Below are 23,736 nucleotides of genomic sequence, written 5' to 3'. Positions count from 1 at the left end.
TTCTTGGAAAGAGGTAAATTAGAATCTTCTTTCTTTGATTCTTGCTTTTTTACCTGTAAGTGCACGTAGATAGAAAATTCTTGCTCTTCTAACACGACCTCTTTTGTTCACTTCAATTTTATCGATGAATGGAGAACAAAGTGGAATAATTCTTTCAACACCTACGTTACCAGACATTTTTCTGATTGTAAAAGTTTTAGTTGTGCCAGTACCTTTAAGCTGAATAACAACACCTCTAAAAACCTGGATTCTTTCTTTGTTTCCCTCTTTAATTTTGTAAGAAACACTAATAGTATCCCCTGCTTTGAATTCAGGATTTTGAACACCTGTAGCGAAAGCTTCTTCTGCAATTTTAATTAAATCCATTGTCTTAATTTGTTAAAGTTCACGAACGCAATGTAAACATATTCATCTATTACCATGTCAGAGATTACGCACGAATTCGACGCGAAATTAATAAAAAAATCTATAAAAACATCCTAATAAAGTTATTTTTTCTTCATGATTCCTGATTCATAAAAGAAATCAAATACAGATTGAATTTGTATAGTTATAATAGATTTTAAATAGCTGTTCTGGCACAAAAAAAAAGGAACCGAAAAGGTTCCTTTTTTTGTATTTATTTGTTGATACTAATGAGCATTACCAACAACTTTAAGCTTGTCACCAGTTGTTTTTACAATTGTCTTGTAAAACTCTTCACTGTAACCAGGTTGATTAACTTTTGGATTTTGATTGTCTCCATCTTTTTCTTTGATGTTTCCATCCATAAATTTAGCAAAAAGGTAGCCATAAAAATCTTTCCATTCTGCAACAAGATTATTTCCTTGGTTACAAGAGAAATCTGTTAAAAATTCAATGGCTGTTGCTTTGTTATTCTTAAACATTCCTTCAGCGGCAAGATCTATAATATTGGTAAATGCAAGGTATTTAGTCTCTAAAGCCTTTTGTTTCACTGCAATTTCGGGATGTATTACATTGTATCGGGTATAGGCAAAATTACTAACCTGATTGAATATCCAAAATGCAGATTTGCTTGTGAAATCCATCATTTTTCCATTTCCAACAGCAAATGTTTCAGGAACCCTTGTAATTCCGCAATATACCGGGAAATAAACTGATGAAGATGCATCATCAACACCAAACCAGTTAATTCCACCAACGGCATCAGGTAACCAGTTTCTGCTTTGAGCAACAAATGAGAAACCTGTTTGTTGAGTAGCAGTCGCACGTTCATTACAATAGGTTACACCATCTACCTTCCAGGTTAAAGGTCTCCATCTGTAAGGATTTCCGTAAGGACCTGCACCCATATCTTTTGACATATCTAAATCTGTACCTTCTAAATGATTTCTCATGAAATCCATTACTTCAAGTACATTGAGTTTGTGATCCGGTTTAATCCATAAAGGCATTCTGTTGGTAGCATAACCTTTATCGTCGTGTTCAATCTTACCTTTGCAGTAGTCAAAATATTGATCCATTCCTTCTTTTACATCGTTAAAGAAAGACCATACTCTAATTTCACAAAATCTGGCACCGCCAAAATCAACAGGAGCATAGGTGTCAGAAAAACTAAAATCTTTATTTTTTCCTTCTTTAGGATAGTATCCTTTTTCTTTTGCAAATGAAATAACATCTTTTGCATAAATATTTTGAACTTCAGGATTGAAAATTTTATCCATTTTATCAGAAGAGATAGACGTTTTACCTTCTAATGGGAAAGTAGTGATTCTTGCTTGATTAGCGTGACCACTAACATATCCGTCAGGAATCATACGAGCTACCCAAACTGCACCTTTTTCGCCATTACCTTTGCCAATCAACTCTAAAATCCAAACTTCGTTAGCATCAGAAATTGAGAAAGACTCTCCTGAACTGTAATATCCGTAGGTTTCAACCAACTCAGTCATTACTTTAATCGCTTCACGTGCGCTTTTTGATCTCTGAAGAGACAGGTAGATAAGACTTCCGTAATCAATTACAGCTCCCTCTTGAGATCCTAATTCTGAGCGACCTCCGTAAGTAGTTTCTCCAATAGCCACCTGAAATTCATTCATGTTACCAACTACAGAATATGTATGAGGAATTTGTGGAATTTTACCAAGTAATTTTCCTGTATCCCATTCGTAAACATCAATCATTGTTCCTTCCGGCCAATCTGCCGCCGGACGAAAATATAGTTCTCCGTATAATACATGCGAATCCGCTGCATAGGTAATCATATTAGAACCATCAGTGGAAGCACCACGGGTTATTAGGTAATTAGTACATGCTCTGGCACTTGGAGTTGAAAAAGCAGACACCAACATTAGAAGAGCAGCAACTACAAAAATCTTTTTCATGTTTAACTATTTTAAATGTATTCAATACTGAATTAAACCGTTTTCGGTCGTACAAAAATAGAAAAAAATCAGTAGATAAAAATGATAAAAGTCCTGATTTATCGGTCTTTTGATAGTGTTTGAAATGGATATGTTATAAACTGAAGCTTTATGGAATATATAAATTGAACTACCAGATGAAATTACTTGTGAATATTTTCTGGTTTTGAACTTGATCTGTCACCTTTATTTGTAATTGATGGTTTTTATTCGGAGCTAATCTTTTGCGATCAAAAACATAAAGTAAAAGATCATTTTTAGCGTCATATTCAAATAGCACCCATTTACCATCAATTGATCCTTCGTATGATTTTATCCCTGAAAGCTCATCTTTGATAGTAAATCTGATTGACTTTTGTCCCTTAAGGGATTTAAGGTGAAAATTGGTAATTGGTTTAATCGTGGGAGAAATGGTGTCTGCGCTCACAGCAAATTTTCCAAAATATCTCGATTTCGTTTTTACTGAGGAATCGAAATAAATTCCCCCTTCGTTGATTATTTCTCCTTTTGCATCTATTCGGACTACAAGAAGCTTATCGGATTTTCCTTTAGGAATTGATTTTGGCTTTATTGATATCGTGTAATAATTGTGTACAGGAATGTTTTCATTGCAGATGTAATGAATATCCGAAAGATAGTTTGAATCCTGTTCGCATGAATAGGTAAACGGAATGTTTGAATAGAAGCTATTCTTAGGAAATTTCAATTCTATATTTTCTTTTTTGAAAGTGTTCTCTTTTTCATAGTTCATTAGCACATCAAAATTATCTTTCGGAAAAATCTTTTCAATTTCGTTTCCTGCTGCGTAAACCCGAAGACTGCTTTTATTTAGATTTGCATCGGAAACAAAAAAGTCAATTTTGTAACCAGTGCTCTTTTTAAATTGAAAGACCCCATTGTTTTTCATCTTCGAATAAATACTAAGTTGATTATTTGGCTCTTTAAAAGTTTTATGAATGCGTTTATTATGGGATACATTTAATTCGTAATCAAGGTGACTGTTGATATAGGTTGATTCGTCAAAAGAAAACTCTTCAAAAGAATAACTTGAGATTAATGTGTCATTTATTTTCATTTTCATGTCGAAAATGCCGCACTTTCCCCATGTATTATCCATATAGTCATTTGTTTCAAGAGCAAAACCAATATTTCCTAATAATTTTAATTTCGGATCGCCTTTTAAATGGTATGCATTGTTGTAGAAAGTAACCGGAAAACTTTGTCTGCTGTTTAAACCATTTACATTGCTTGCAGAATCGAGAGGGTATGCATAAAAATTGAATATTTTTGGAGGAGTAGTATCCTTTATTTTGAAACCAAAAAGTAACGGATTAAGCGGATGTTCAGATTTCGTATCTCTTATTTCGAAATGCAAATGCGGACCGGCAGAAGAACCTGTATTTCCTGAAAATGCAATTACAGTACCTTTTTTAATCTGTATTTCATTATTCTTGAGATTTAAATCAAATTCGAAAGTGTTGTTTTGATACTGATATGACTTGACAAATTCTTCAATATCCTTGTTGAAATGATCGAGATGCGCGAAAACAGAGGTGTAACCATTTGGATGATCGATATAAATTGCTTTTCCATAACCTCCTGAAGATATTTTGATTCTGCTCACGAAACCATCAGCAACCGCATATACTTTTTTACCAGTTGTAAATGTTCTGATATCGATACCGGAATGAAAGTGATTGTTACGGAGTTCTGCAAAGTTACCTGATAATGTTATGTCAAAATCGACAGGTGAACGAAAATAATTTTGAGGGAATATTATACTCTGGGAGTATATTTGTTTAGAAAATAAAAATAGTAGTGACAATAGTGTGAAAATAGTGTATGTTCTGGTTATCTTCATATTATAAATGCTGGTTTTGTGAAAGGATTATCAAAACTACAAAAAAACCTGTTTTTTCTGAAATGATTTACAAAATACAAACTAATATATTTGATAATCTTCTCAGCAATGTTAATTTTGTAAAAGAAAAATTTTAATGATGGATCAAGAGCCAAACGAAGTACTGAATAGTTTAAAAGGACAAATTTCGGAACTTATTTTGTTGTACCGGAAATCTAAACAGGAGAAAGAATCTTTAATTCATGAGAAACTGGAGCTTATGGAAAAGGTTGAAATCCTGAAAAGGGAAAGGGAAGAACTCGACCATCAATACAATACATTAAAGTTAGCCAAAACATTTACTGCGAATAGCGGTGATTCGCAGGAAGCTAAGGTTAAAATTAACCGAATTGTGCGGGAGATTGATAAATGTATTGCTCTTTTAAACAGGTAGAATTTGTTTATGGACGAAAAACTTTCAATAAGAGTTAATGTAGCGGATCGGTTTTATCCTTTGAAGATAGATCGTAATCAGGAAGAGGTTATCCGGAAAGCTGCAAAAATGATTAATGAAAAAGTATTGCAATACAAACAACGATATAAAGATAAAGATACTCAGGATTTTTTAGCAATGGCTTCATTACAGTACGTAATTAAGGTTATTGAAGCTGAAAATAAAACTGATGTTTCCCCGGTTCTTGAAGAGGTCAAGGCAATGGAACAGGAGTTAAGAGAATTTTTAGATAAAGAGTAGTTTACATTCTTGGTAGGAAAGTTGTAACCCGCATTATTTCTTAAGCTGATCGCAATTTTAATGTTTTGTAGTCATTTTTCTTGTATCTTATGGTGAGACAGGAAAGGACTATTGAACGTTATTGTTGTAAGCCTGAGTGATAGTGCGGGTTGCATTTTATATATATAATAATACTGACTTAATATTCTATGATATGATTGAAATAATAATAGGGTCCATTGCTTTTGTTGGTGGTGGCATCGTTTCTTACTTTGTTTTGCAAAAGACTCTTAAAGCCAGGAGCAGCTCAATAATCAGGGATGCACAATCGGAAGCAGAAGTGATCAAAAAAGATAAGATTCTTCAGGCAAAAGAGAAATTTTTCCAATTGAAAACAGAGCATGAGAAACAAATCAACTCAAGAAATAATAAATTACTTGCGGCTGAGACGAAATACAAACAAAGGGAAAATGCTTTAAATCAACGGATAGATGAATTTCAGCGCAAGAAGAAAGAGGTTGATATCGTTCGAGAGAATTTGACCGTTCAAATTGATTTGGTAGAAAGAAAATCCGATGAGTTGGAGAAGGCTAAAAAGCAGCAAATCGAGCAGTTGGAAAAGATTTCCGGCTTGTCCGGCGAAGAGGCTAAAACTCAGTTGATCGATTCTATGCGCGATGTAGCGAAAACCGAAGCCATGTCTTACGTGAACGAAATCATGGAAGAGGCCAAGATGACTGCTAATATGGAAGCTAAGAAAGTGGTTGTGAAAACGATTCAGCGGGTAGCTACTGAAACTGCGATTGAAAATTCAGTTACAATTTTCCATATCGAATCAGATGAAATAAAAGGTAGAATTATTGGTCGGGAAGGCCGGAACATTCGTGCCTTGGAAGCGGCTACAGGTATTGAAATAATTGTAGATGATACTCCTGAAGCTATTGTTCTTTCTGGTTTTGATCCTGTACGACGTGAGATTGCCAGATTGGCACTGCATCAATTAGTTACTGATGGACGTATTCACCCGGCAAGAATTGAAGAGGTTGTTAATAAGGTGCGCAAGCAGATTGAAGAAGAAATTATTGAGACTGGAAAACGTACTGCAATTGACTTGGGTGTCCATGGATTGCATCCAGAATTGATTCGTTTGGTTGGTAAAATGAAGTATCGTTCGTCTTACGGACAAAATTTATTACAACATTCCAGAGAAACAGCTAATCTTTGTGCAATCATGGCAACTGAGCTTGGATTGAATGCAAAAAGAGCAAAACGTGCCGGTCTGTTGCATGATATTGGAAAGGTACCGGATGAAGAGCCTGAATTGCCGCATGCAATTTTGGGTATGAAATTGGCCGAAAAGTACAAAGAGAAGCCGGATATCTGTAATGCAATCGGTGCTCACCACGACGAAATTGAAATGACATCAATGATTTCTCCGATTATTCAGGCTTGTGATGCTATTTCAGGTGCACGTCCTGGAGCAAGAAGGGAAATTGTAGAGTCATATATCAAGAGATTGAAGGATCTTGAGAATTTGGCATTGTCGCATCCTGGCGTGCTTAAAACATATGCTATTCAGGCAGGTAGAGAATTGAGAGTAATTGTTGGCAGCGATAAAGTTTCTGACAAAGAAGCTGAAACATTGTCTTTGGATATTGCCCAAAAAATTCAGGACGAAATGACCTATCCGGGTCAGGTGAAGATTACAGTAATTAGAGAAACAAGAGCGATTAATTACGCGAAGTAATAAAGTATAAAATAGTGAAAAGCCCGTTTCGTAATGAAACGGGCTTTTTTCATATGGAGCGAAATAATTCTTTGAAATTGGGTATAAAACTATTTAGGTTCAGTTTTTTGTACACATTAATTTCATGTTGAACCAATCTTTTAATCATACTTGTGTTGGATGCCAATTTATAGAATTGGGCTCTGTTTGCAATGTTTTTGCTTTTAATAATATATTGTAGATCCTTCTGTCCAAAGACGGTTCCTTTATCAATAGGATTGATGTAAAAAAGAATTGAATTGGTGTTTTCTATATTTGATTTGGCAGATGATTCATTATTATAACAAAGAAAAACACTGCCCGGAAGATTTATTCCATATACGGGAATGTTTAGTTCCTGAGCAATACCGGCATAAATAATTGCAATTATTATATAATTCCCATGTTTTTGTGATAATACTGTACTGATATCACCATCCCAGTTTGTGGGTTGATTTGGAGAGAGAGCCTGATAGTTATATATATTGTAGAAAAAATGATTTAGAATCTTAATTTTTTCCAGTGCGGTAAGATTATCGTTTATTTCTAAGCTTACATCATCTTTTATTTTCTGGATACTTTTTCGGATAGGATCTATTAACAGATTTGGATTGTAGCTCTTATTTACCAGAATAGCGCCATCTATTAAATTCGGGTTTTTATTGGAACTCCATTCAATAAGCTCTTTCTTAACGGTCTTAAACTGAATTTTGTTGATTACCATTTCCAGTCTTTCCTGAAAGATAGGATTCTTAGATTCCAGCCAGAAATCTTCCAGTTGTGGGATCGTACTAACCGGTAACTCTATCAGTTCTTTTTCGATACTTTTATGAATTTCTTTGTCTGGATCGTCTAGTAAGGATAATAGAGCTTCTAACTTATTCTTATTCATGATAACAGGTTTTGTCCTCACTAAATATAGTAAAACCCGCAAGGAAAAGCAATCCTGCGGGTTAAATCTTTGATAGTAAGAGTAAAAGCTATTTACTTAGTCGATCTAAAACGGTTTGAATTAGTTTTTTTATCGTTGGATGATAATCTTTACTGGCATCCTTAGTAATTCTATTCGCAATTATTGCACAAACGGCAACCGACTCATGTCCTAACATTGCAGAAAGCCCGAATATTGCAGAACTTTCCATTTCGTAATTGGTGATCTTCTCTCCTTTGTATTCGAATTTTTCGATTTTATCATTCAAATCAGGATCCAAAGTCTGAAGGCGAAGAACTCTGCCTTGAGGTCCGTAAAATCCATTTGCTGAGATAGTAACACCTCTTGTCATGTCGTCGCCATCTATAATGTCCAACAGACTTTTTGAGGCAGGAACAACATAGGGAGAAGCTAGTTTTTGATCCCAATTCACATACTTCTTAAATGCATCTTCGAAATCCAATTCGGATACGGAATCTCTGTCGGCATAAAAATTCAGCATCCCGTCAAAACCTATCGATTTGTTTGACAGCAGAAAGGAATCAACAGGAATATTTCCCTGTAAAGCTCCGGAAGTTCCAATTCTAACCAAATTTAAAGTGGAATGTTCTTTTTTAGGTGTTCGTGTTTCCAAATCGATATTTACCAAAGCATCTAATTCGTTCACTACGATATCTATGTTGTCGGTACCAATTCCTGTTGAAAGAACAGAAAACCTTTTTCCTTTATAGCTTCCGGTTTTTGTTACAAACTCGCGGTTTGATATCGTACATTCCACACTGTCAAAATAACTTGCAACTAACTCTACGCGTCCGGGATCTCCAACGAGAATTACTGTGTCAGCAAGATGTTCCGGTTTAAGGTGTAAGTGAAAAACACTTCCGTCAGGATTTATTATTAATTCTGATGATTTTATTTTTTCCATGATTTTTAAAATTTACAAGAGTAAAGAGCCGAAAATATGTAAAAAAAATCAATCTGCAAACTAACTAAATAGTTTCTTTTGATAAGAGATGTAATTTTCAAAATTACGCTTGCAATATTCTTCTAAATATGACATAATTGTAGTACATTTAACAGGAATTAGAAATATAATTGAAATACAAAATCATGAAGAAGCAACCTTATTTTTTAATTGTTCTAGGTATATTGGCCGTAATCCTGATCTTATCAGGATCAAGTATGTTTGTTACATTGCAACCGGGTGAACGAGGAGTTATTTTCCGTAAATTTTCGGGAGGATTAGATAAAGAGCATGTTGCTCAGCCAGGTTTCCATATTATTGCTCCTTGGAATAAAATGAATGTTTATGTGGTTCGTGAACAGAAAAGTGAAGAAACCATGGATGTTTTGGATAAAAGTGGTTTGTCGCTGAATATTGATGTATCTGTTCGATTTAATCCGGAGTACGATAAAATTGGATATTTGCATGAAGTCTTTGGTAAGGACTATATTAATCAACTTGTAATACCTGAGGTTCGTTCTTCGGTTAGACAGGTTGCAGGAAGGTACAATGCAGAAGAAATTTATTCCACAAGAAGAAAAGAGGTGGAAGATGCAATTATTCAGGAAACTTCATTAATTCTGCATAAGAATAACATTCAAATGAAGGCCTTGTTGATTCGTTCCATAAATCTTCCGGCAAAAATTAAAACAGCTATTGAAAGCAAATTGCAGCAGGAGCAAGAGGCTTTAGCCTATCAGTTTAGATTGGATAAAGAAAAAAGTGAGGCGGAAAGAAAACGTATCGCAGCAGATGGTGAAGCTGTTGCCAATAAGATTATCAACAGCAGTTTAACTGATGCCCTTTTGAAAATGCGTGGTATAGAAGCTACCATTAAACTTTCTGAATCTCCAAATGCTAAAGTGGTAGTAATTGGAAGCGGAAAAGATGGAATGCCATTAATTCTTGGAAATAATTAAGATTTTTCACTAAAATATAAAACCGCTTGAGCAATCAAGCGGTTTTTTTTGTCCGTATGCGAACAGCATTGTTTCGTAAACGTTCAGTTTATTCTTGTTCGAAAAACACTAAATGTCTGTAGATTAGCTGATGTTGTGTTGTTGGCATAAAATGTGATAGTAGGGTGGAGAGTTAACCACATTTTTTTTGCTAAACCCCTATATGTTTATTACCACCATGAAGAGAGTGCTGTTACTGGTTTGCCAGATTACAATCGTATTCGCTTTGCCCGCACACGGCTTAGCACCCAAAAAAGAACTTACTGCTGTTCGAGTTACAACTAAACCTGTGATTGATGGAAATCTTACTGATGAAGTTTGGAAAGGTATTCCGGTTGCAGGCAATTTTATTCAGTATGAGCCTTCGAATGGAGAGCCTTCCAATTTTAAAACAGAGGTGAAAATTGTCTATACAGATCATTCCATTATTGTTGGTGTGATGATGTATGATAATAATCCTGCTGGGATTCTTAAAGAATTAAGTAAGCGGGATGATCTGAATAATACTGACTTCTTATCTTTGGTAATTGACCCTTTTAATACTGGATTGGATGCTTTTGAATTTATTGTAACTCCGGCAGGAGTGCAGTGGGACGCTAAAGTTGTTAAGGGGAACGAAGATTCAAGCTGGAATGCTGTTTGGAATAGTGCTGTCATTATTAATGAAAAAGGCTGGAGTACCGAAATGGAAATACCTTACTCCGCATTGCGCTTTCCGGCAAAAGAAATTCAGGAGTGGGGAATAAATATTGTTCGAAACATTCAGAGTGTACGAGAAAAAGTTACATGGAATTTTATTGATAAAGAAGAAGATGGCTGGGTAAGTCAGAGTGGCGTTATGAAAGGAATTGAGAATGTACATCCTCCTGTTCGCCTGTCATTTACACCTTATTTTTCTACCTATTTCGACAAATCTTCCGATAAATCGGCGGTTGATGTGAACTACCGGGGAGGAATGGATTTAAAATATGGAATCAACGAAAGTTACACCTTGGATATGATGCTGATTCCTGATTTTGGACAGGTGCAGTCGGATGATGAAATTCTGAATTTATCACCCTTTGAGGTTAAATTTGATGAGAACAGACAGTTCTTTACCGAGGCCACGGAGTTGTTTGACCGGGGAGAGATTTTCTATTCCCGCAGAATTGGTGGTCGTCCTGTTTATATGGATGATGTAGAAGAGCAGCTAAATGAGAATGAGGACATCACAGAAAATCCTATTGAGGCAAAAATTATTAATGCAACAAAAATTTCGGGCCGCAATACGAAGGGATTGGGAATTGGTGTTTTTAATGCGATGACTAAAAATACCTATGCCGAAGTTACCGATACCCTTACGGGAGATAGCAGAAAGGTTAAAACGCAGCCATTTTCGAATTACAATATGTTGGTGTTCGATCAGAGTTTAAAAAATGAGTCGTATGTCAGTTTGTTTAATACAAATGTGTACATGCCTGAGTTGGATTATGTGGCGAATGTAAGCGGTACCGAGTTTGAATTCCGGAATAAAGAACGCTCGTATTGTTTAAAGGGCACGGGGATTGTTTCTGCGCGGTTCGGCAAAGGGGAATCGGATGAAATCGGTCATTATCATGAGCTGGAGTTTGGTAGAATTAAGGGGAAATTTACCTGGGATTTTTACCACAGAATGATTTCGGATAAATACAATCCTAACGATATGGGGTATTTAAGCCGAAACAATCTAATCAATAATAATCTGGGTTTTTATTATAATAATTCAGAACCGAAAGGCAGTATTCTGGCACGAAATTGGAATTTACAATTTAATCATGAGGCAAGATATGCACCTGCAAGGTTTTCGCGCTTTACTATTTTTTATGATGCACATGTGAAATTTAAAAGTTATACCGATGTGGGTATTTATGGTAATTTCCGGCCATTGCATCAGTACGACTGGGATGAGCCAAGAGTTGATGGATTAAAGTTGCGAAAAGGATCGTCGGCATTTGCAGGAGCATGGATTTCATCGGATTACAGGAAGGCATTTGCCATTGATGTTCGGGGTGAGTACGGCAAAAGATTGTCAAACGATAATTTACAGGTGTTTGAATTTGAGATTGAACCACGCTATCGTTTTAGTGATCGTTTTGTGATGAGTTATCAGTTGGAGTGGGGAAGGAATTTGAATGATTTGGGTTATGTTGATGATGAAGAAATTAATGGCAAAACAACAGTTTATATCGGAGACAGAACTAATTCTTATTTGGAGAATAAGCTCACCGGAAGTTTTATTTTCAACAATAAAAGCTCGTTAAGTATGAAGGTAAGGCATTATTGGGCAAAAGCTGAATACAACAGTTTTTATACTTTGCGATCGGATGGAGGCTTAAATTCCACAGATTACAATGAGAACAACGACATCAATTTTAACAACTTTACTATTGACATGGTGTACTCGTGGAGATTTGCTCCGGGAAGTGAATTAGCAGTAGTCTGGAAGAACACAATATTTAGCGAAGATGATAAAATTGCCCATCGTTTTGTGAATAATCTGAAGAATACATTTGATGCAACACAGTTTAACAGTCTGTCTGTTAAAGTGATTTATTATATCGACTACATGTCGTTAAAACGAAAAGGTTAATAGCCTGCTTAAATTTTGCAGATGTAACTTGCTGCAAAAGCTGATAGAAAATTTGCTTTGTGATTAGGGGGATTTCTGCAGGGCAAGAGTATTTTTTTACTAGTGTGATTAGTTAGTTGTAAGTAATGATGGTAAAAAGCAGTAAACGAAAGTTTGCTGCTTTTGTATTTAAGTTTAAATTTGTACAAAAAAAATAGAAATACGATGATACAAAGAATTCAGTCTTTATACCTGTTTGGGAGTTTTATTTTAATTGCAGTGATGTTCTTTTTTCCCTTAGCGGAATTGGTAGATGTATCGGGTGCAGTATACCAATTTTTATACCGTGGAATTCCTGCTTTGCAGGAAGGAGAGCCTGCCGTTTTTAATGCCATGCCGGTTGCTATCTTGCTAAGCATTATTGCTTTAATTAGTTTCGTTACTATTTTCTTATTCAAGAAAAGAATGCTGCAGATTCGTTTAACTGTGTTCAATATGATTTGCATGATTGGTGCAATGGGATTGATCTATTACAGCATAAGCAGTCAGGCAATTGAATTAAATGCCATTCCAACTTACAGCTTAATCAACGCATTTCCCTTGGTTGCATTGGTGTTGAGCTATTTGGCAATACGCGAAATTGGTAAAGATGAAGCTTTAATCCGCTCGATGGATCGGATTCGGTAAGCGGCCCAAAAATAAACAAACAAAACCGGCTCAAAAGGCCGGTTTTTTGTTAGTTATTAGTTGAGAGTTATAAATTATGAGTTAAAAGCTATGAGTGTGAGGTAATAATCTCCTTCGACCTTTGGACTTTTGACCTTCGACTTTTAGACTATTCCAGACCTTTCCAGACTTTTTTCAGGGGAGATACCGACAGGGATAGGGGTGTTTTGGTCTCATATTTTAAATTTCACTTCTCTTTTGCTCTTTTGTCTTCAAGCCAGACGGGCTGTTCTTTTATCATTACCATAAAAGAACCAAAAGGGCTAGGCTGCAGTTCTTTGTTACCCATTACGGTTCAAAGTCTAAACAGAATAATATTCTCTCGTACCTCGCTCATGGAATTCTGTTTTTAACGCCTTTTTCACCTATGGGGCCCACCGTCGAACTGAATGCCAATTGGTGCGCTGATTGATGGGTTTCTACCAGTCATACTTTTCGACCTTTGAACTTTTTGACTTTCGACTTTTCCAGACCCTTCAAGACCTTTCCAGACTTTTTTTTAGGGGAGATCCCGACAGGGAGAGGGGTGTTTTGGATGATCGTAAAGCAGAGATCAGTAAGCAGTCTCAATTCTCTTTTGATCTTCGACTTTTCCTACCCTTTCGACTTTTTAATTTTTTCTTTGGTTTTCTTTTTCATTACCGAGTAGCCAAAACGACCGATTAACTCTCCCAATTCGAAGTAGTGGCCGTGCGAGTAAACCAATGGTCCTGATTTGGCCAGCGAGAATTCCCCTTTTTCGTTGATGTATCGTTCATCGGCTTGAACGTTTACCACTTCGGCCATAAACATATCGTGCGAACCCAGTTCCACTATTTTAGTCACCTTGCACTCTATGCTCAACGGCGATTCCTCGATAATGGGAGCAGAAATTTCTTTCGATTTACCGGGTGTTAGTTTCATTTCCTTGAATTTGTCGAAATCCTTGCCCGATTTTACACCGCACCAATCGGTGGCATAAGCCAAATCTTTTGTGGTAAGGTTGATCACAAATTCGCCGCTTTCTTTTATGATGTTGTAGGAGTGACGGTTCTTGCGGACAGATATGTAACACATGGCCGGATCGGAGCAAATGGTTCCTGTCCAGGCAATGGTGATGATGTTGTAATCTTCGGGTGTACTGCCACAGCTTACCATTACGGCAGGCAATGGGTAAACCATGGTTCCGGGTTTCCAGTGTTGTTTTGTCATACTTGTAGCGTTTTAGTGACGCAAAATTACAAATAACTGTTTCTTTACCGATAAGATGCACACAATTAATCCAAACAAATTCAAATTTCCTTACATTTGCTTCACACAAACACAGGCAGGCCGATTGCTTTGCCGAAACAACAAAAAACATGAACAAGGATATTGAAAATATACAGATAGACGCGCAAAAGTTCGAAAGTGAAGGGGATTTTCGTTCTGCCTTAGAGAAATACAAAGAAATTGCGGTGTTGGATAAAGACAATGCAGAAGCTCATTTTAAGGTAGGCGAAATGCATCACCAGTTGGGCGAGCTGCCAAAAGCTCTAAGCGCCTATATTCGGGTTACCGATCTGCAGCCAGATCATAAAAAGGCAAACGTAAAAATAGAGATGATTCAATCCATCATGAATTTTTTCAATCCCGATTTGTACAATCCTTAAAAATGGATTGGGTGTAAGAATTACAAAAGCCTAACAATTTTGGATTGTTAGGCTTTATTTTCAGTGCTAAATCTTATGAAATGTAAAATCATTTCGCGGATTTTTTTTTCTTAAGTTAGTTTGTTAGACTAATGATACTGGCTCTATAATAAGGGGGCATTTTATTACCATACACATCCTCATATTCAATATAGGTTGATACGTTTTGTTTAAATATGTCATACTCCTTCTTCATATCTAAATAGCTTTTCTTTTTTGGTGCTTTAGCTAAATGTTGCTTGTCAATAATTCCCAAGATGATTTCTTCTCCAGCACTTAGATAATATTTATCTGCTGTGAAATAAATATAGTTTTCCCAATATTCTGAAGGAATTGGAAATGCTTTTGGAAATCCATTAAATACCAAATTGGTTGCTTTATTTGTGAATTGTATTTTAGTAATGACTGCTGGTGCATTACCATAATTTTTCATTTTCATTCCACATTGCTTTTCGCCAGATCTGGAGATAGTTGAAATAAGGGGCTTTACAGAATTTCTTGAAATTTTTCGGGTTAGTAGTATAGAGACAATTGCAGTGATAAGAGCACAAATACCAACGAATAAGGAAATTAAATCACTCCAGTTAAGGGAACTTGTTTCGATTGGGATAGTCATGATATAGTAGTTTAGGGTTAAGGTTAAACCAAATGTAAAGCTTTATTATGTTGTTGCAAAATATTGTTAAGTGTTTTTATTGTCTTGAAACACACAAGCTTCTCTATTAAAACAAGCACATTCAATTTACCTCTGAAAGGATATAATCGTTATAGATTGGAAAATCTCCTCGATACATTCAAAGCCCCCACCAAACACTCACGAGCACCATCTTCACTCAGTAAAAGCCCTGCTCGTAAAATTGGGGTGGCATAGTTAACGAACTAAAAGCCCGGTTTGTACTGTTTTGGTGGGCATCTTAACCTGCTGTTTGCCCTGCCGGCAATTTTTGGAGCGATGCCCGCACAAGTGTGAGCCTGCATCGCAATGTTGGCATTGAGGCTTGCAGTGGTGCAGGAGGCGTTCGTAAAAGCGGGAAGCAGGCTGGCAGGTTTGCCGGAGGCAAAAGCAAATTTACCAGGTAGGTTGGCAGTGGTGCGGGATATCAGCAAGGCAGTGTGGTGAGGGTTTTCATCAATGCAGGGCACGAAAGCAAAAGTGCCGGCAGGGCTCCAGGCAATGCAGGGCTGCTTCGTTTAAGACTTAATTTGGATACCCACAAAGGGAAATGGTGGTTTTTTACTGTTTATTTTTAGTATAAATAAGAAATTGGCAGTTGTGTATGCTTATGTTTTACTGGTGTTTTGTAAGGCTACGGTGGTGGGCTTGGCATGATTATTAAGTTGTTTTGTGTGTAAAACAAAATAAATTTACTTATTGTCTTTTTTATTGAGTGATAAAATGATAATTTAGATAGCTGTAATATTAACGTAATATATTTACTTCATGATTAAGTATCCATTGTTTTACCGCATGCGCATAGCGGAATACCTAACTTTTACGGCTCGTGTTTACAGTTTAATAACAAATACTGTTACAGACAGTGTTAGTTTGGAGCCATTTAAAAGCAGAATCGAGAAATCGAAAGGCAGACTTGAGGAATCGGGCAAAAAAGTGAACACGCAGTTGTTAACTATAAATGTGACCGAATGCGACAGCAGGAGAGATCAGGCAATGATTGCCTTTGCAACTTATGCTGAGGCTTGTTCGAAACGTTTAAATCCTGTTGTTAGTGGAGCAGGCAAAGCAATTCTGAACGAAATAGTAAGTTATGGCAGTGGCATTACCCGTCGCCCGATGTTAGAGGAATCGGCTATTCTTGTTGCTTTGTTTGCAAAAATAAAGAACAGTCCGTTTTTAAGCGAGTGTTTGCAAAACATGCTTGGACAGCTATGGTTGGAAGAGCTTGAAAAAGCGGAACAGGAATTTACCGAAGCGGTTGAGGCAAGAGGGAATGCGAAATTGGATCGGAACGAGGAGATTGGTGGTGAGATGTGTAAAGAAATCAGGAATGAGTTTGAGACTTTCTTTAAATATTTAGATGTGATGTGCGATTTAAATACAGATGCTGCTTATTCGAAATTGGCGAAAGAAATAAACATTGTATCGGAAGAAACCAATGCACTTTTACTGCAGCGTGCAGGGCGGTCTGCTAAGGATGTTGTTGAAGAAATCAGCGCAGGCGAATAGTTTTTTTTTGTTTTATGGGTTGGATACCATTTTGGTATCTGGGGTTAGTACCGGAGGCATTCATTTGTTTCCGGTATTTTTTATGCTTTAAATCAGTTGTATCGATGCTTTTTTTAAAGCTTGAAAATCTTTACCGGTTGCTCGATTCCCGCTCAATCAGTTTTACCGGCAATACGATGGTTTCCTGATGATTTCCGGTTTTGTTGGTGATAATGTCGAGCAGTAATTCGGTTGCTTTGGTGCCAACATCAAAACCCGATTGCTCAATGGTGGTTAGCGAAGGGCTGACATATTCGGAGAAAGGTTCGTTGCTGAATCCAACAACAGCCAGATCTTCAGGAATTCGAAGTCCTATTTCTTTGGCATAAAGAATAATGCTGAGAGCTGAAATATCGTTGGCTGCAAATATGGCATCCGGACGATTGGGCGAGTCCAGCAATTTTTTTGCGCACGCTTCGCCGTCTTCGCGGGTTAACAGACTTTCAATAATCAGTTCTTCTTCAATTTCAAAATTGTGCTTGCGCAGTGCTTTTAAGTATCCCTGCAAACGGTTAATGTAAATGTTTAAATGCTGTGGACCGCCAATGTGGGCAATTCGTTTGCATCCTTTCGAAATCAGGTGTTCGGCAGCAATAAAGCCGCCTTTAAAGTCATCAACCACCACCTGGCTGGTTTCCAGCTCGTCGCAAACCCGGTCGAAAAACACCAAAGGGATGTTTCTGTCGGTGAAGGTTTTGTAATGCTCAAAGTTTTCGGTGTTGATGGCTATCGATGAAATCACGCCATCAACCCTGCTGGCAAAAAGAGTTTGCACACAATCGGCTTCTCTGGCTTCCTGATCGTTCGACTGGCAAATAATAACATTGTAGCCTCTGGTTCGGGCCAATTCCTCGATACCGGTAATGGCCGAAGAAAAGAAGTACCTGCTGATTCGGGGAATAATAACACCAATGGTGTTTGTGCAACTGGTGCGCAAATTAGATGCCAGGGCATTGGGTTGGTAGCCCAGTTGTCTGGCCATGTCGCGAACGGCTTTTTTTGTTTTTTCGCTAATTCTGGAATTGTCGTTGAGAGCTCTGGATACGGTAGAACCAGATATATTTAAAGCTCTTGCGATATCGTGTATTGTTGTGTGACTCTCTTTTTTCATGTTCCGGTTATGTAGCTTGTAATCCAATACAAAGATGCATATTATTTTTACATTCGTGTAATAAAAGTGCAACAAAGGGTAATCGATTGCACAATATTTAATTTGATTTATTATTTTTTATTGATTAAAATGGTGTTGGTAATCAATGTTTACTGATGGTTTGATGCTTTGGTGCCGATGATGTTTTTAGTTAAAAAAAAATAAATACAGACAATCGATTGCACAAATCAATTACATTTTATTACTTTGCATGAGGCAGACAGGTAATATCCTGCCTGGAATAAATATCAAAAAAGATTGTACTAATTTATAAAATAAAGACCATGGGTTTGAAATACGAAGAAAGATATGCAACTCATCCAGCTGATGCGAAGAGTTACGATACTACTCGATTAAGAGATGAGTATTTGGTTCAGAATTTAATGGAAGAAGGAAGCATTAATTTGACTTACTCTCAGTACGATAGAATTATTGTAGGTGGTGCAGTTCCAGTAAAAGAAGCATTGACATTGGAAGCGATCGATCCTTTAAAAGCTGACTACTTTTTGGAAAGAAGAGAGTTGGGTATTGTGAATGTTGGCGGAAAAGGAAGCGTAAGTGTTGACGGTGCAGTTTATGAGCTGGACTACAAAGAGGCTCTTTATGTGGGAAAAGGAAATAAGGAAATTGTTTTTGCAAGTGCAGATGCGGCTTCTCCTGCTCATTTTTATTTAAACTCTGCTCCTGCACACGAGATTTTTCCAAATGTGAAAATCGGACACGAAGATGCTATTGTGGTTGAGTTGGGCGAGCCTGAAAATTCGAACCGCAGAACATTGCGCAAATTAATTGTTTCGGATACAATTAAAACAAATCAGCTGCAAATGGGAATGACCGAGTTGCATCCCGGAAGTGTTTGGAATACAATGCCGGCACATACTCACAGCAGAAGAATGGAGGCTTACTTCTATTTCGAAGTACCAAAAGGACAGGCTATTTGTCACTTTATGGGTGATCCTAAAGAAACCCGTCACATTTGGATGGCAAATGAAGAAGCTGTTTTCTCGCCTACATGGTCGATTCACTCGGCAGCAGGAACAAGTAACTACACATTTATTTGGGGAATGGGCGGCGAAAACCTGAATTACGGCGATATGGATATTTGTCAGCCGGATGAATTGCGTTAGTATAAAACAGGTTGTATATAATTAAGATATAAGTTATGATTTTGGATTTATTTAAGTTGGACGGCAAGGTTGCTTTGGTAACCGGTGCTACTCATGGTATTGGAATGGCTATCGCTACGGCATTGGCTGAAGCAGGTGCTCAGATTGTTGTAAATGATATTTCGAAAGAAAATCTGGATCGCGGAATTGCTGATTACGCAAAAAAAGGCATTGATTGTAAAGGTTATATTTTCGATGTAACAGATGAGGCCGGAGTTATTGCAGGTGTTGACAAAATAGAGGCAGAAGTTGGACCAATTGGAATTTTGGTAAACAATGCCGGTATCATTATGCGTGTGCCAATGCAGGATATGGAAGTGAAAGATTACCGTAAGGTGGTTGATATCGACTTGGTTGGTCCTTTCATCATGGGTAAATATGTTGGACGTAAAATGATTGAGCGCCGCGAAGGTAAAATCATCAATATTTGTTCGATGATGAGTGAGTTGGGGCGTAACGACGTTTGTGCTTATGCATCGGCAAAAGGCGGTTTAAAAATGTTGACTAAGAATATGGCTACTGAGTGGGCAAAATATGGTATTCAGACCAATGGAATCGGACCTGGATATTTTGCAACATCACAAACTGCAGCTATCCGCGAAGACGGTCATCCTTTTAATGATTTCATTATTAACAGAACGCCTGCAGCACGTTGGGGAGATCCTGAAGATTTGGGCGGAACAGCAGTATTCCTTGCATCAAAAGCATCCGATTTTGTAAACGGACATGTTGTTTATGTTGATGGTGGTATTTTGGCAACCATCGGCAAACCATCAAACGAAAAATAATTGTTAGATAATATAGATTATTAGTTAGTTGTGTGAAAGAGTAAGAGGGGGAATTTGAATGTCGCTGAGAGGCGGATCAAAACTCTTCTTATTCTTTTTTTTCATTCAGTTCGTAGGTTTTTAAGATCTAAATTTTTGTAAAATGAAGAGATATAGTTTTGTTATTGCCGTTTTAGCAAGCTTTTTAAGTGCATGTACTTCGTCTCCTGTTCTTCAATTAAAGAACAATACGGCTAAGGCCCGAAAAGATGCACCTGTTGTAATTAGCAGGGTAGAAATTCAGAAATTAACAGGAGAAATTCCTAATGAGAAATTCCCGGTTGTTACTGATGAAAAAGGAACTGTAATTCCTTCGCAGATTGATGATTTAGACAGAGATGGAAAATGGGATGAATTGGCTTTGGTTTGCGATTTTGAAGCAAAAGAGGTGAAAAAATTGAATGTGAATTTTGTATCGTATGACAAGATTCCTGAATATACCGTACGTACCAATGTGCGTTTGGGAGTTGGTTCCATTGAAGGGGGATTCGAAGGTGTTGATCATGCAGTTTCTCCAAAAGGATTTACCGGAGTTCCGATAAGTTATCAGGCCGAAAGTGTGAGTTGGGAAAACGATTTGATGGGTTTTCGTGATTATTTCGACTGCAGAAATGCTAAGGATTTATTCGGAAAGCTTCAGCCTGAAATGATTATGGATAATATCGGAACCAAAGAAAGTACTAGTTACCATGAACTAAGCAGTTGGGGAATGGATATTTTACACGTTGGTCCATCTTTGGGAGCCGGAGGTTTGGCTTTGTTTCATCAAGATTCTTTATACCGTTTGGGATCAACCGATAAGTTCGAATTTCAACTGGTAACAAAAGGACCGGTTCGTTCTGTTTTTGAATTGAATTACGGCGGATGGAATGTGGATGGCAAAAGCCTGAGTGCGCAAGAGAAAATTACTGTTTGGGCCGGCAAATATTGGTTTCAGAGTGATGTTACCGTAGGCGGATTGGATGAAGAATCGGAATTGGCAGTTGGGATTGTAACCAGCTACTTAAAAGAAAAGAAACCATTTTCGTTTACAGCAAACAATCAATTCGAGGCAATTGCAACCCACGATATTCAATCGATGAATAATGACTGTCTGGCAATGGGAGTTTTATTTCCATCGGATAGTAAGGTGAGAATTGGTGATGCTCCTGTTTTGAGCGAAGAGGTAAGCAATGGAAGCCGTTGGAACCAACCTGTTGGTTTAACACACTTTGTAACTCAGAAAATCAATAACAACAAAAGTGCAACGCACTACTTTTTTGCCGCCTGGGAGTTGGAAAATAAAAAGTGGGCAGAACAGGAAAATTTTAAAAATCTGATGAAAAGTCAGGCTGATGAATTGAGTTCGCCTGTTGTTGTAAGCATTAAATAAGTATTTTTTTACTGAATCCAATTTTGTAAAAATTGTGAATTAGTATATTTTTATATCGGCTGGTGTGAGCAATGTTGTATTTGTAAGAATATGACATTGCTTTTTTTATGCAATTGCCAATAAAGAACAAAGCTCTGTCTGAAGTGGAAATTTCAGACAGAGCTTTGCGGTGAAAATCATTCCACTTATTTTTTAATTGATTTGCTCCAGGTGTAAAATAAATCGGTCCAGGAACTTACATGCCCTTTATTAAAACCAAAAGAAAAGCCGTGGCCTCCGGTCGAGAAGATATGCATTTCAGCAGAAACTCCATTGCTGATTAAGCTTTCGTACATCAACAAGCTGTTTTTTACGGGCACCGCATTATCATCTGATGCGTGAATAAGAAAAGCAGGTGGTGTGTCGCTGGTAACCTGTAGGTCGTTGGAGAATTTACCTGCTAATTTTTCATTTGGATTTTCGCCCAATAAACTTCGCTTCGATCCTTGATGTGTAATGCCCTCTTTCATGCTGATTACAGGATAGATGAGTGCCATAAAATCGGGACGGGCACTTTCTAAATCAATATCGTCAGCTGCAGGATACATCAATTCATTGTAATGTGTGCCAAGGGTTGAAGCCAGATGTCCGCCGGCAGAAAAGCCCATTACGCCTATTTCATTTTTATTGATGTTGTATTTTTCAGCATTAAACCGGATGGTTCTTAAAGCTCTCATTGCATCTTGCAGCGGGGCTTTGTAACTTTCAACAACCGACTGAGAATCCGGTAAGCGGTATTTTAGAACAAAGGCTGTAATTCCTTTTGAATTTAACCATTTGGCTATATCGGTACCTTCCGAATCGTATGCTAAAATTCGATACCCGCCGCCAGGGCAAATAAGAACAGCCTGCCCGTTTGAGTTTTTTTTGGCAGGAGTGAATACCTCTATTGTCGGCGTTTGTACTTTCGAAATCCGAACAACATCTGTTGCATTAATAACTTCTGTTTCATTTGAAACTTTGTGGTTTGGCATCTCATTCGGCCATAGAGGAATAATGTTATTCTGACCAAATATATTGAACGAATACACACTAATAAGTAACAAGAGAAGACCTGTTTTTTTCATGATTTATATTTTATTGATTTTGGAAAATAAATTTACGATTATTCGATGAATTGCCGATGTAATATGATGTTTAAATTGGCAGGTGATTTTATTCTGTGGTAACCAACAGCAGTTTTAGATCGGTATTGGTTCTGCTTTTGCCTTTCGCCATAAAAACGGCAGTAAAATAGGTTGAATTGCCCAAATAAGATGCTGTGAATTTTTGCAGAGAGTCAGTATTTGTGAAATATTCTACTGTTGAACAGACGCCTATGTCATGATCCGAAAAGAAAACGAATTGATCGTGATTGTTCGGCCCTTTGTATTTCGATACAATTGAATATTCAGAGACAAGTCCTTCGGTGAATAAATCAAATGTGGTGTCCTTTATGCTTGGGTGTTTCGAAAAATACAGTTTGGAATCTTTAATTTTGTAGTATTGATTTGCTTCATTAAAAAAATGGATGAACGAATTGTTATTTTTAATTGGGCCGGCGTAAATTGTATTTCCATCTTTTAAATCAGCAATGGAAGTTTGGCTTGAAAAATGAATGTTAAAATCAGTATTGTATTTGTCGAACAGGGAAGTAATTTTTTGGCTGGTAATGGCTCCCATACCCGTCATGTACGTGTAATTGGCAGGAGAAAGTTCGTTTTTAAGCTTTGGGTTGTTGTCGCAGAACTGATAGAATTCCTCAATGCTGTTGATTGTATAATCACGGTTCCATCCAAATGCACCGGTTGCCGTATTGCCCATAACACCAAAAGCGTCACCAATAATTAGCTTCGGCTTGCTTTCATCCTCTACAAATGAACTCCATAAAATTGGCGGTTTTTGAGGTATTTTACTAAGGACAAACAGCAATAAAACAACAAATAGTACTACGTATGGTATGTATAAGGATAACTTTATTTTTTTAACTGCGTTTTCTTTGGTTTTTTTCATTGAAAACATCAATTGATACTGACCTTTTTCAATGTGCAGTCTGCAGGCATCTTCTTTGCCTTCGTTTTCGTAATACCGGGCAATTTTTTTTCTCAGATTATAAACATTAACCCGCACTCTGGGACTGCTTTTTTCTGTACTCTTTGATTCTCCAAAAAATTCTATTTCAATTAATTTTTCTTTCAGATCGGTTCCTTTTATTGTTTCTTCGAATAGGTAGGAAAGTAAAGAACTGCTTGTGGGAGCCTTGGAAAATGTTTTGCTGTTCCTGATTTTCGCAATAATAAGCCGCTTGTTATCTAAAGAGATATTCATTAAAGAAGAATTTTCAGTTTTCGGGTTTGGTTTGTAATGGTTGGTTTTACAAT

21 protein-coding genes are annotated in these 23,736 nt (G+C 37.1%); 11 read left to right on the top strand and 10 right to left on the bottom strand.

Annotated elements, in window-relative coordinates:
• Window positions 1-18: 18 nt before the first annotated feature.
• From rplS to BZG01_RS01300, 3 genes are all read right to left on the bottom strand, one after another.
• A complete protein-coding gene (gene rplS / locus BZG01_RS01310; protein ID WP_101308017.1) occupies window positions 19-366 on the bottom strand; it encodes a 50S ribosomal protein L19 in 348 nt (115 codons plus the stop codon).
• A gap of 266 nt (window positions 367-632) precedes the next feature.
• Window positions 633-2,345 (bottom strand): dipeptidase, encoded by a 1,713-nt coding sequence (locus BZG01_RS01305; RefSeq protein ID WP_101308016.1) that lies wholly within the window; start codon window positions 2,343-2,345, stop codon window positions 633-635.
• A gap of 169 nt (window positions 2,346-2,514) precedes the next feature.
• A complete protein-coding gene (locus BZG01_RS01300) occupies window positions 2,515-4,245 on the bottom strand; it encodes a M23 family metallopeptidase (RefSeq protein ID WP_101308015.1) in 1,731 nt (576 codons plus the stop codon).
• Window positions 4,246-4,381: 136 nt separating this feature from the next.
• Here BZG01_RS01300 and BZG01_RS01295 point away from each other — a divergent pair, with 136 nt between their 5' ends.
• The 3 genes from BZG01_RS01295 (at window position 4,382) to rny (ending at window position 6,704) form a co-directional block, all read left to right on the top strand.
• The gene (locus BZG01_RS01295; protein WP_101308014.1) at window positions 4,382-4,678 is read left to right on the top strand and encodes a hypothetical protein; all 297 of its coding nucleotides are present in this window, start codon (window positions 4,382-4,384) and stop codon (window positions 4,676-4,678) included.
• 9 nt (window positions 4,679-4,687) lie between these two features.
• Window positions 4,688-4,978, top strand: coding sequence for a cell division protein ZapA (locus tag BZG01_RS01290; RefSeq protein WP_101308013.1), 291 nt, complete (start codon window positions 4,688-4,690; stop codon window positions 4,976-4,978).
• Window positions 4,979-5,171: 193 nt separating this feature from the next.
• A complete protein-coding gene (gene rny, locus BZG01_RS01285; protein WP_101308012.1) occupies window positions 5,172-6,704 on the top strand; it encodes a ribonuclease Y in 1,533 nt (510 codons plus the stop codon).
• A gap of 49 nt (window positions 6,705-6,753) precedes the next feature.
• On the opposite strand, the gene BZG01_RS01280 is transcribed toward rny, so the two are convergent.
• Together BZG01_RS01280 and BZG01_RS01275 are read right to left on the bottom strand one after the other, a co-directional pair.
• A complete protein-coding gene (locus BZG01_RS01280) occupies window positions 6,754-7,614 on the bottom strand; it encodes a transglutaminase family protein (RefSeq protein ID WP_101308011.1) in 861 nt (286 codons plus the stop codon).
• A gap of 88 nt (window positions 7,615-7,702) precedes the next feature.
• The gene (locus tag BZG01_RS01275; RefSeq protein WP_101308010.1) at window positions 7,703-8,578 is read right to left on the bottom strand and encodes a nucleoside phosphorylase; all 876 of its coding nucleotides are present in this window, start codon (window positions 8,576-8,578) and stop codon (window positions 7,703-7,705) included.
• 185 nt (window positions 8,579-8,763) lie between these two features.
• On the opposite strand from BZG01_RS01275, the gene BZG01_RS01270 reads away from it, so the two are divergent.
• The 3 genes from BZG01_RS01270 (at window position 8,764) to BZG01_RS01260 (ending at window position 12,889) form a co-directional block, all read left to right on the top strand.
• Window positions 8,764-9,576, top strand: coding sequence for a prohibitin family protein (locus BZG01_RS01270; protein WP_101308009.1), 813 nt, complete (start codon window positions 8,764-8,766; stop codon window positions 9,574-9,576).
• Window positions 9,577-9,793: 217 nt separating this feature from the next.
• Complete coding sequence (locus BZG01_RS01265) at window positions 9,794-12,223, top strand: DUF5916 domain-containing protein (RefSeq protein WP_180327162.1); 2,430 nt, start codon at window positions 9,794-9,796, stop codon at window positions 12,221-12,223.
• 204 nt (window positions 12,224-12,427) lie between these two features.
• A complete protein-coding gene (locus tag BZG01_RS01260) occupies window positions 12,428-12,889 on the top strand; it encodes a DUF4293 domain-containing protein (RefSeq protein ID WP_101308007.1) in 462 nt (153 codons plus the stop codon).
• 633 nt (window positions 12,890-13,522) lie between these two features.
• Here the strand turns inward: BZG01_RS01260 and BZG01_RS01255 are convergent.
• Complete coding sequence (locus tag BZG01_RS01255; RefSeq protein WP_101308006.1) at window positions 13,523-14,119, bottom strand: flavin reductase family protein; 597 nt, start codon at window positions 14,117-14,119, stop codon at window positions 13,523-13,525.
• 149 nt (window positions 14,120-14,268) lie between these two features.
• Here BZG01_RS01255 and BZG01_RS01250 point away from each other — a divergent pair, with 149 nt between their 5' ends.
• Window positions 14,269-14,559: a tetratricopeptide repeat protein gene (locus BZG01_RS01250; protein ID WP_101308005.1), complete on the top strand. Its 291-nt coding sequence runs from the start codon at window positions 14,269-14,271 to the stop codon at window positions 14,557-14,559.
• A gap of 115 nt (window positions 14,560-14,674) precedes the next feature.
• Here the strand turns inward: BZG01_RS01250 and BZG01_RS01245 are convergent, their stop codons facing one another.
• Complete coding sequence (locus tag BZG01_RS01245; protein ID WP_101308004.1) at window positions 14,675-15,214, bottom strand: hypothetical protein; 540 nt, start codon at window positions 15,212-15,214, stop codon at window positions 14,675-14,677.
• Window positions 15,215-16,039: 825 nt separating this feature from the next.
• Here BZG01_RS01245 and BZG01_RS01240 point away from each other — a divergent pair.
• The gene (locus BZG01_RS01240; RefSeq protein WP_101308003.1) at window positions 16,040-16,783 is read left to right on the top strand and encodes a DUF6261 family protein; all 744 of its coding nucleotides are present in this window, start codon (window positions 16,040-16,042) and stop codon (window positions 16,781-16,783) included.
• Between the two features lie 130 nt (window positions 16,784-16,913).
• On the opposite strand, the gene BZG01_RS01235 is transcribed toward BZG01_RS01240, so the two are convergent.
• Complete coding sequence (locus BZG01_RS01235; protein ID WP_101308002.1) at window positions 16,914-17,933, bottom strand: LacI family DNA-binding transcriptional regulator; 1,020 nt, start codon at window positions 17,931-17,933, stop codon at window positions 16,914-16,916.
• Between the two features lie 323 nt (window positions 17,934-18,256).
• On the opposite strand from BZG01_RS01235, the gene kduI reads away from it, so the two are divergent.
• From kduI to BZG01_RS01220, 3 genes are all read left to right on the top strand, one after another.
• Entirely contained in the window at window positions 18,257-19,099 is an 843-nt protein-coding gene (gene kduI / locus BZG01_RS01230; protein ID WP_101308001.1) for a 5-dehydro-4-deoxy-D-glucuronate isomerase, read from the top strand.
• Between the two features lie 35 nt (window positions 19,100-19,134).
• Window positions 19,135-19,926 (top strand): gluconate 5-dehydrogenase, encoded by a 792-nt coding sequence (locus tag BZG01_RS01225; RefSeq protein ID WP_180327161.1) that lies wholly within the window; start codon window positions 19,135-19,137, stop codon window positions 19,924-19,926.
• Between the two features lie 142 nt (window positions 19,927-20,068).
• Window positions 20,069-21,337 (top strand): DUF4861 domain-containing protein, encoded by a 1,269-nt coding sequence (locus BZG01_RS01220; RefSeq protein WP_101308000.1) that lies wholly within the window; start codon window positions 20,069-20,071, stop codon window positions 21,335-21,337.
• A gap of 185 nt (window positions 21,338-21,522) precedes the next feature.
• On the opposite strand, the gene BZG01_RS01215 is transcribed toward BZG01_RS01220, so the two are convergent.
• Together BZG01_RS01215 and BZG01_RS01210 are read right to left on the bottom strand one after the other, a co-directional pair.
• On the bottom strand, window positions 21,523-22,443 hold the full coding sequence (locus BZG01_RS01215) for an alpha/beta hydrolase (protein ID WP_101307999.1): 921 nt from the start codon (window positions 22,441-22,443) through the stop codon (window positions 21,523-21,525).
• An 88-nt stretch (window positions 22,444-22,531) separates the two neighbouring features.
• Window positions 22,532-23,683, bottom strand: a complete 1,152-nt coding sequence (locus BZG01_RS01210; protein WP_101307998.1) for a hypothetical protein — start codon at window positions 23,681-23,683, stop codon at window positions 22,532-22,534.
• Between the last annotated feature and the right edge of the window lie 53 nt (window positions 23,684-23,736).

The organism is Labilibaculum manganireducens (assembly GCF_002843385.1).
GTDB lineage: Bacteria > Bacteroidota > Bacteroidia > Bacteroidales > Marinifilaceae > Labilibaculum > Labilibaculum manganireducens.
This window is presented reverse-complemented; position numbering and strand designations above follow the sequence as displayed.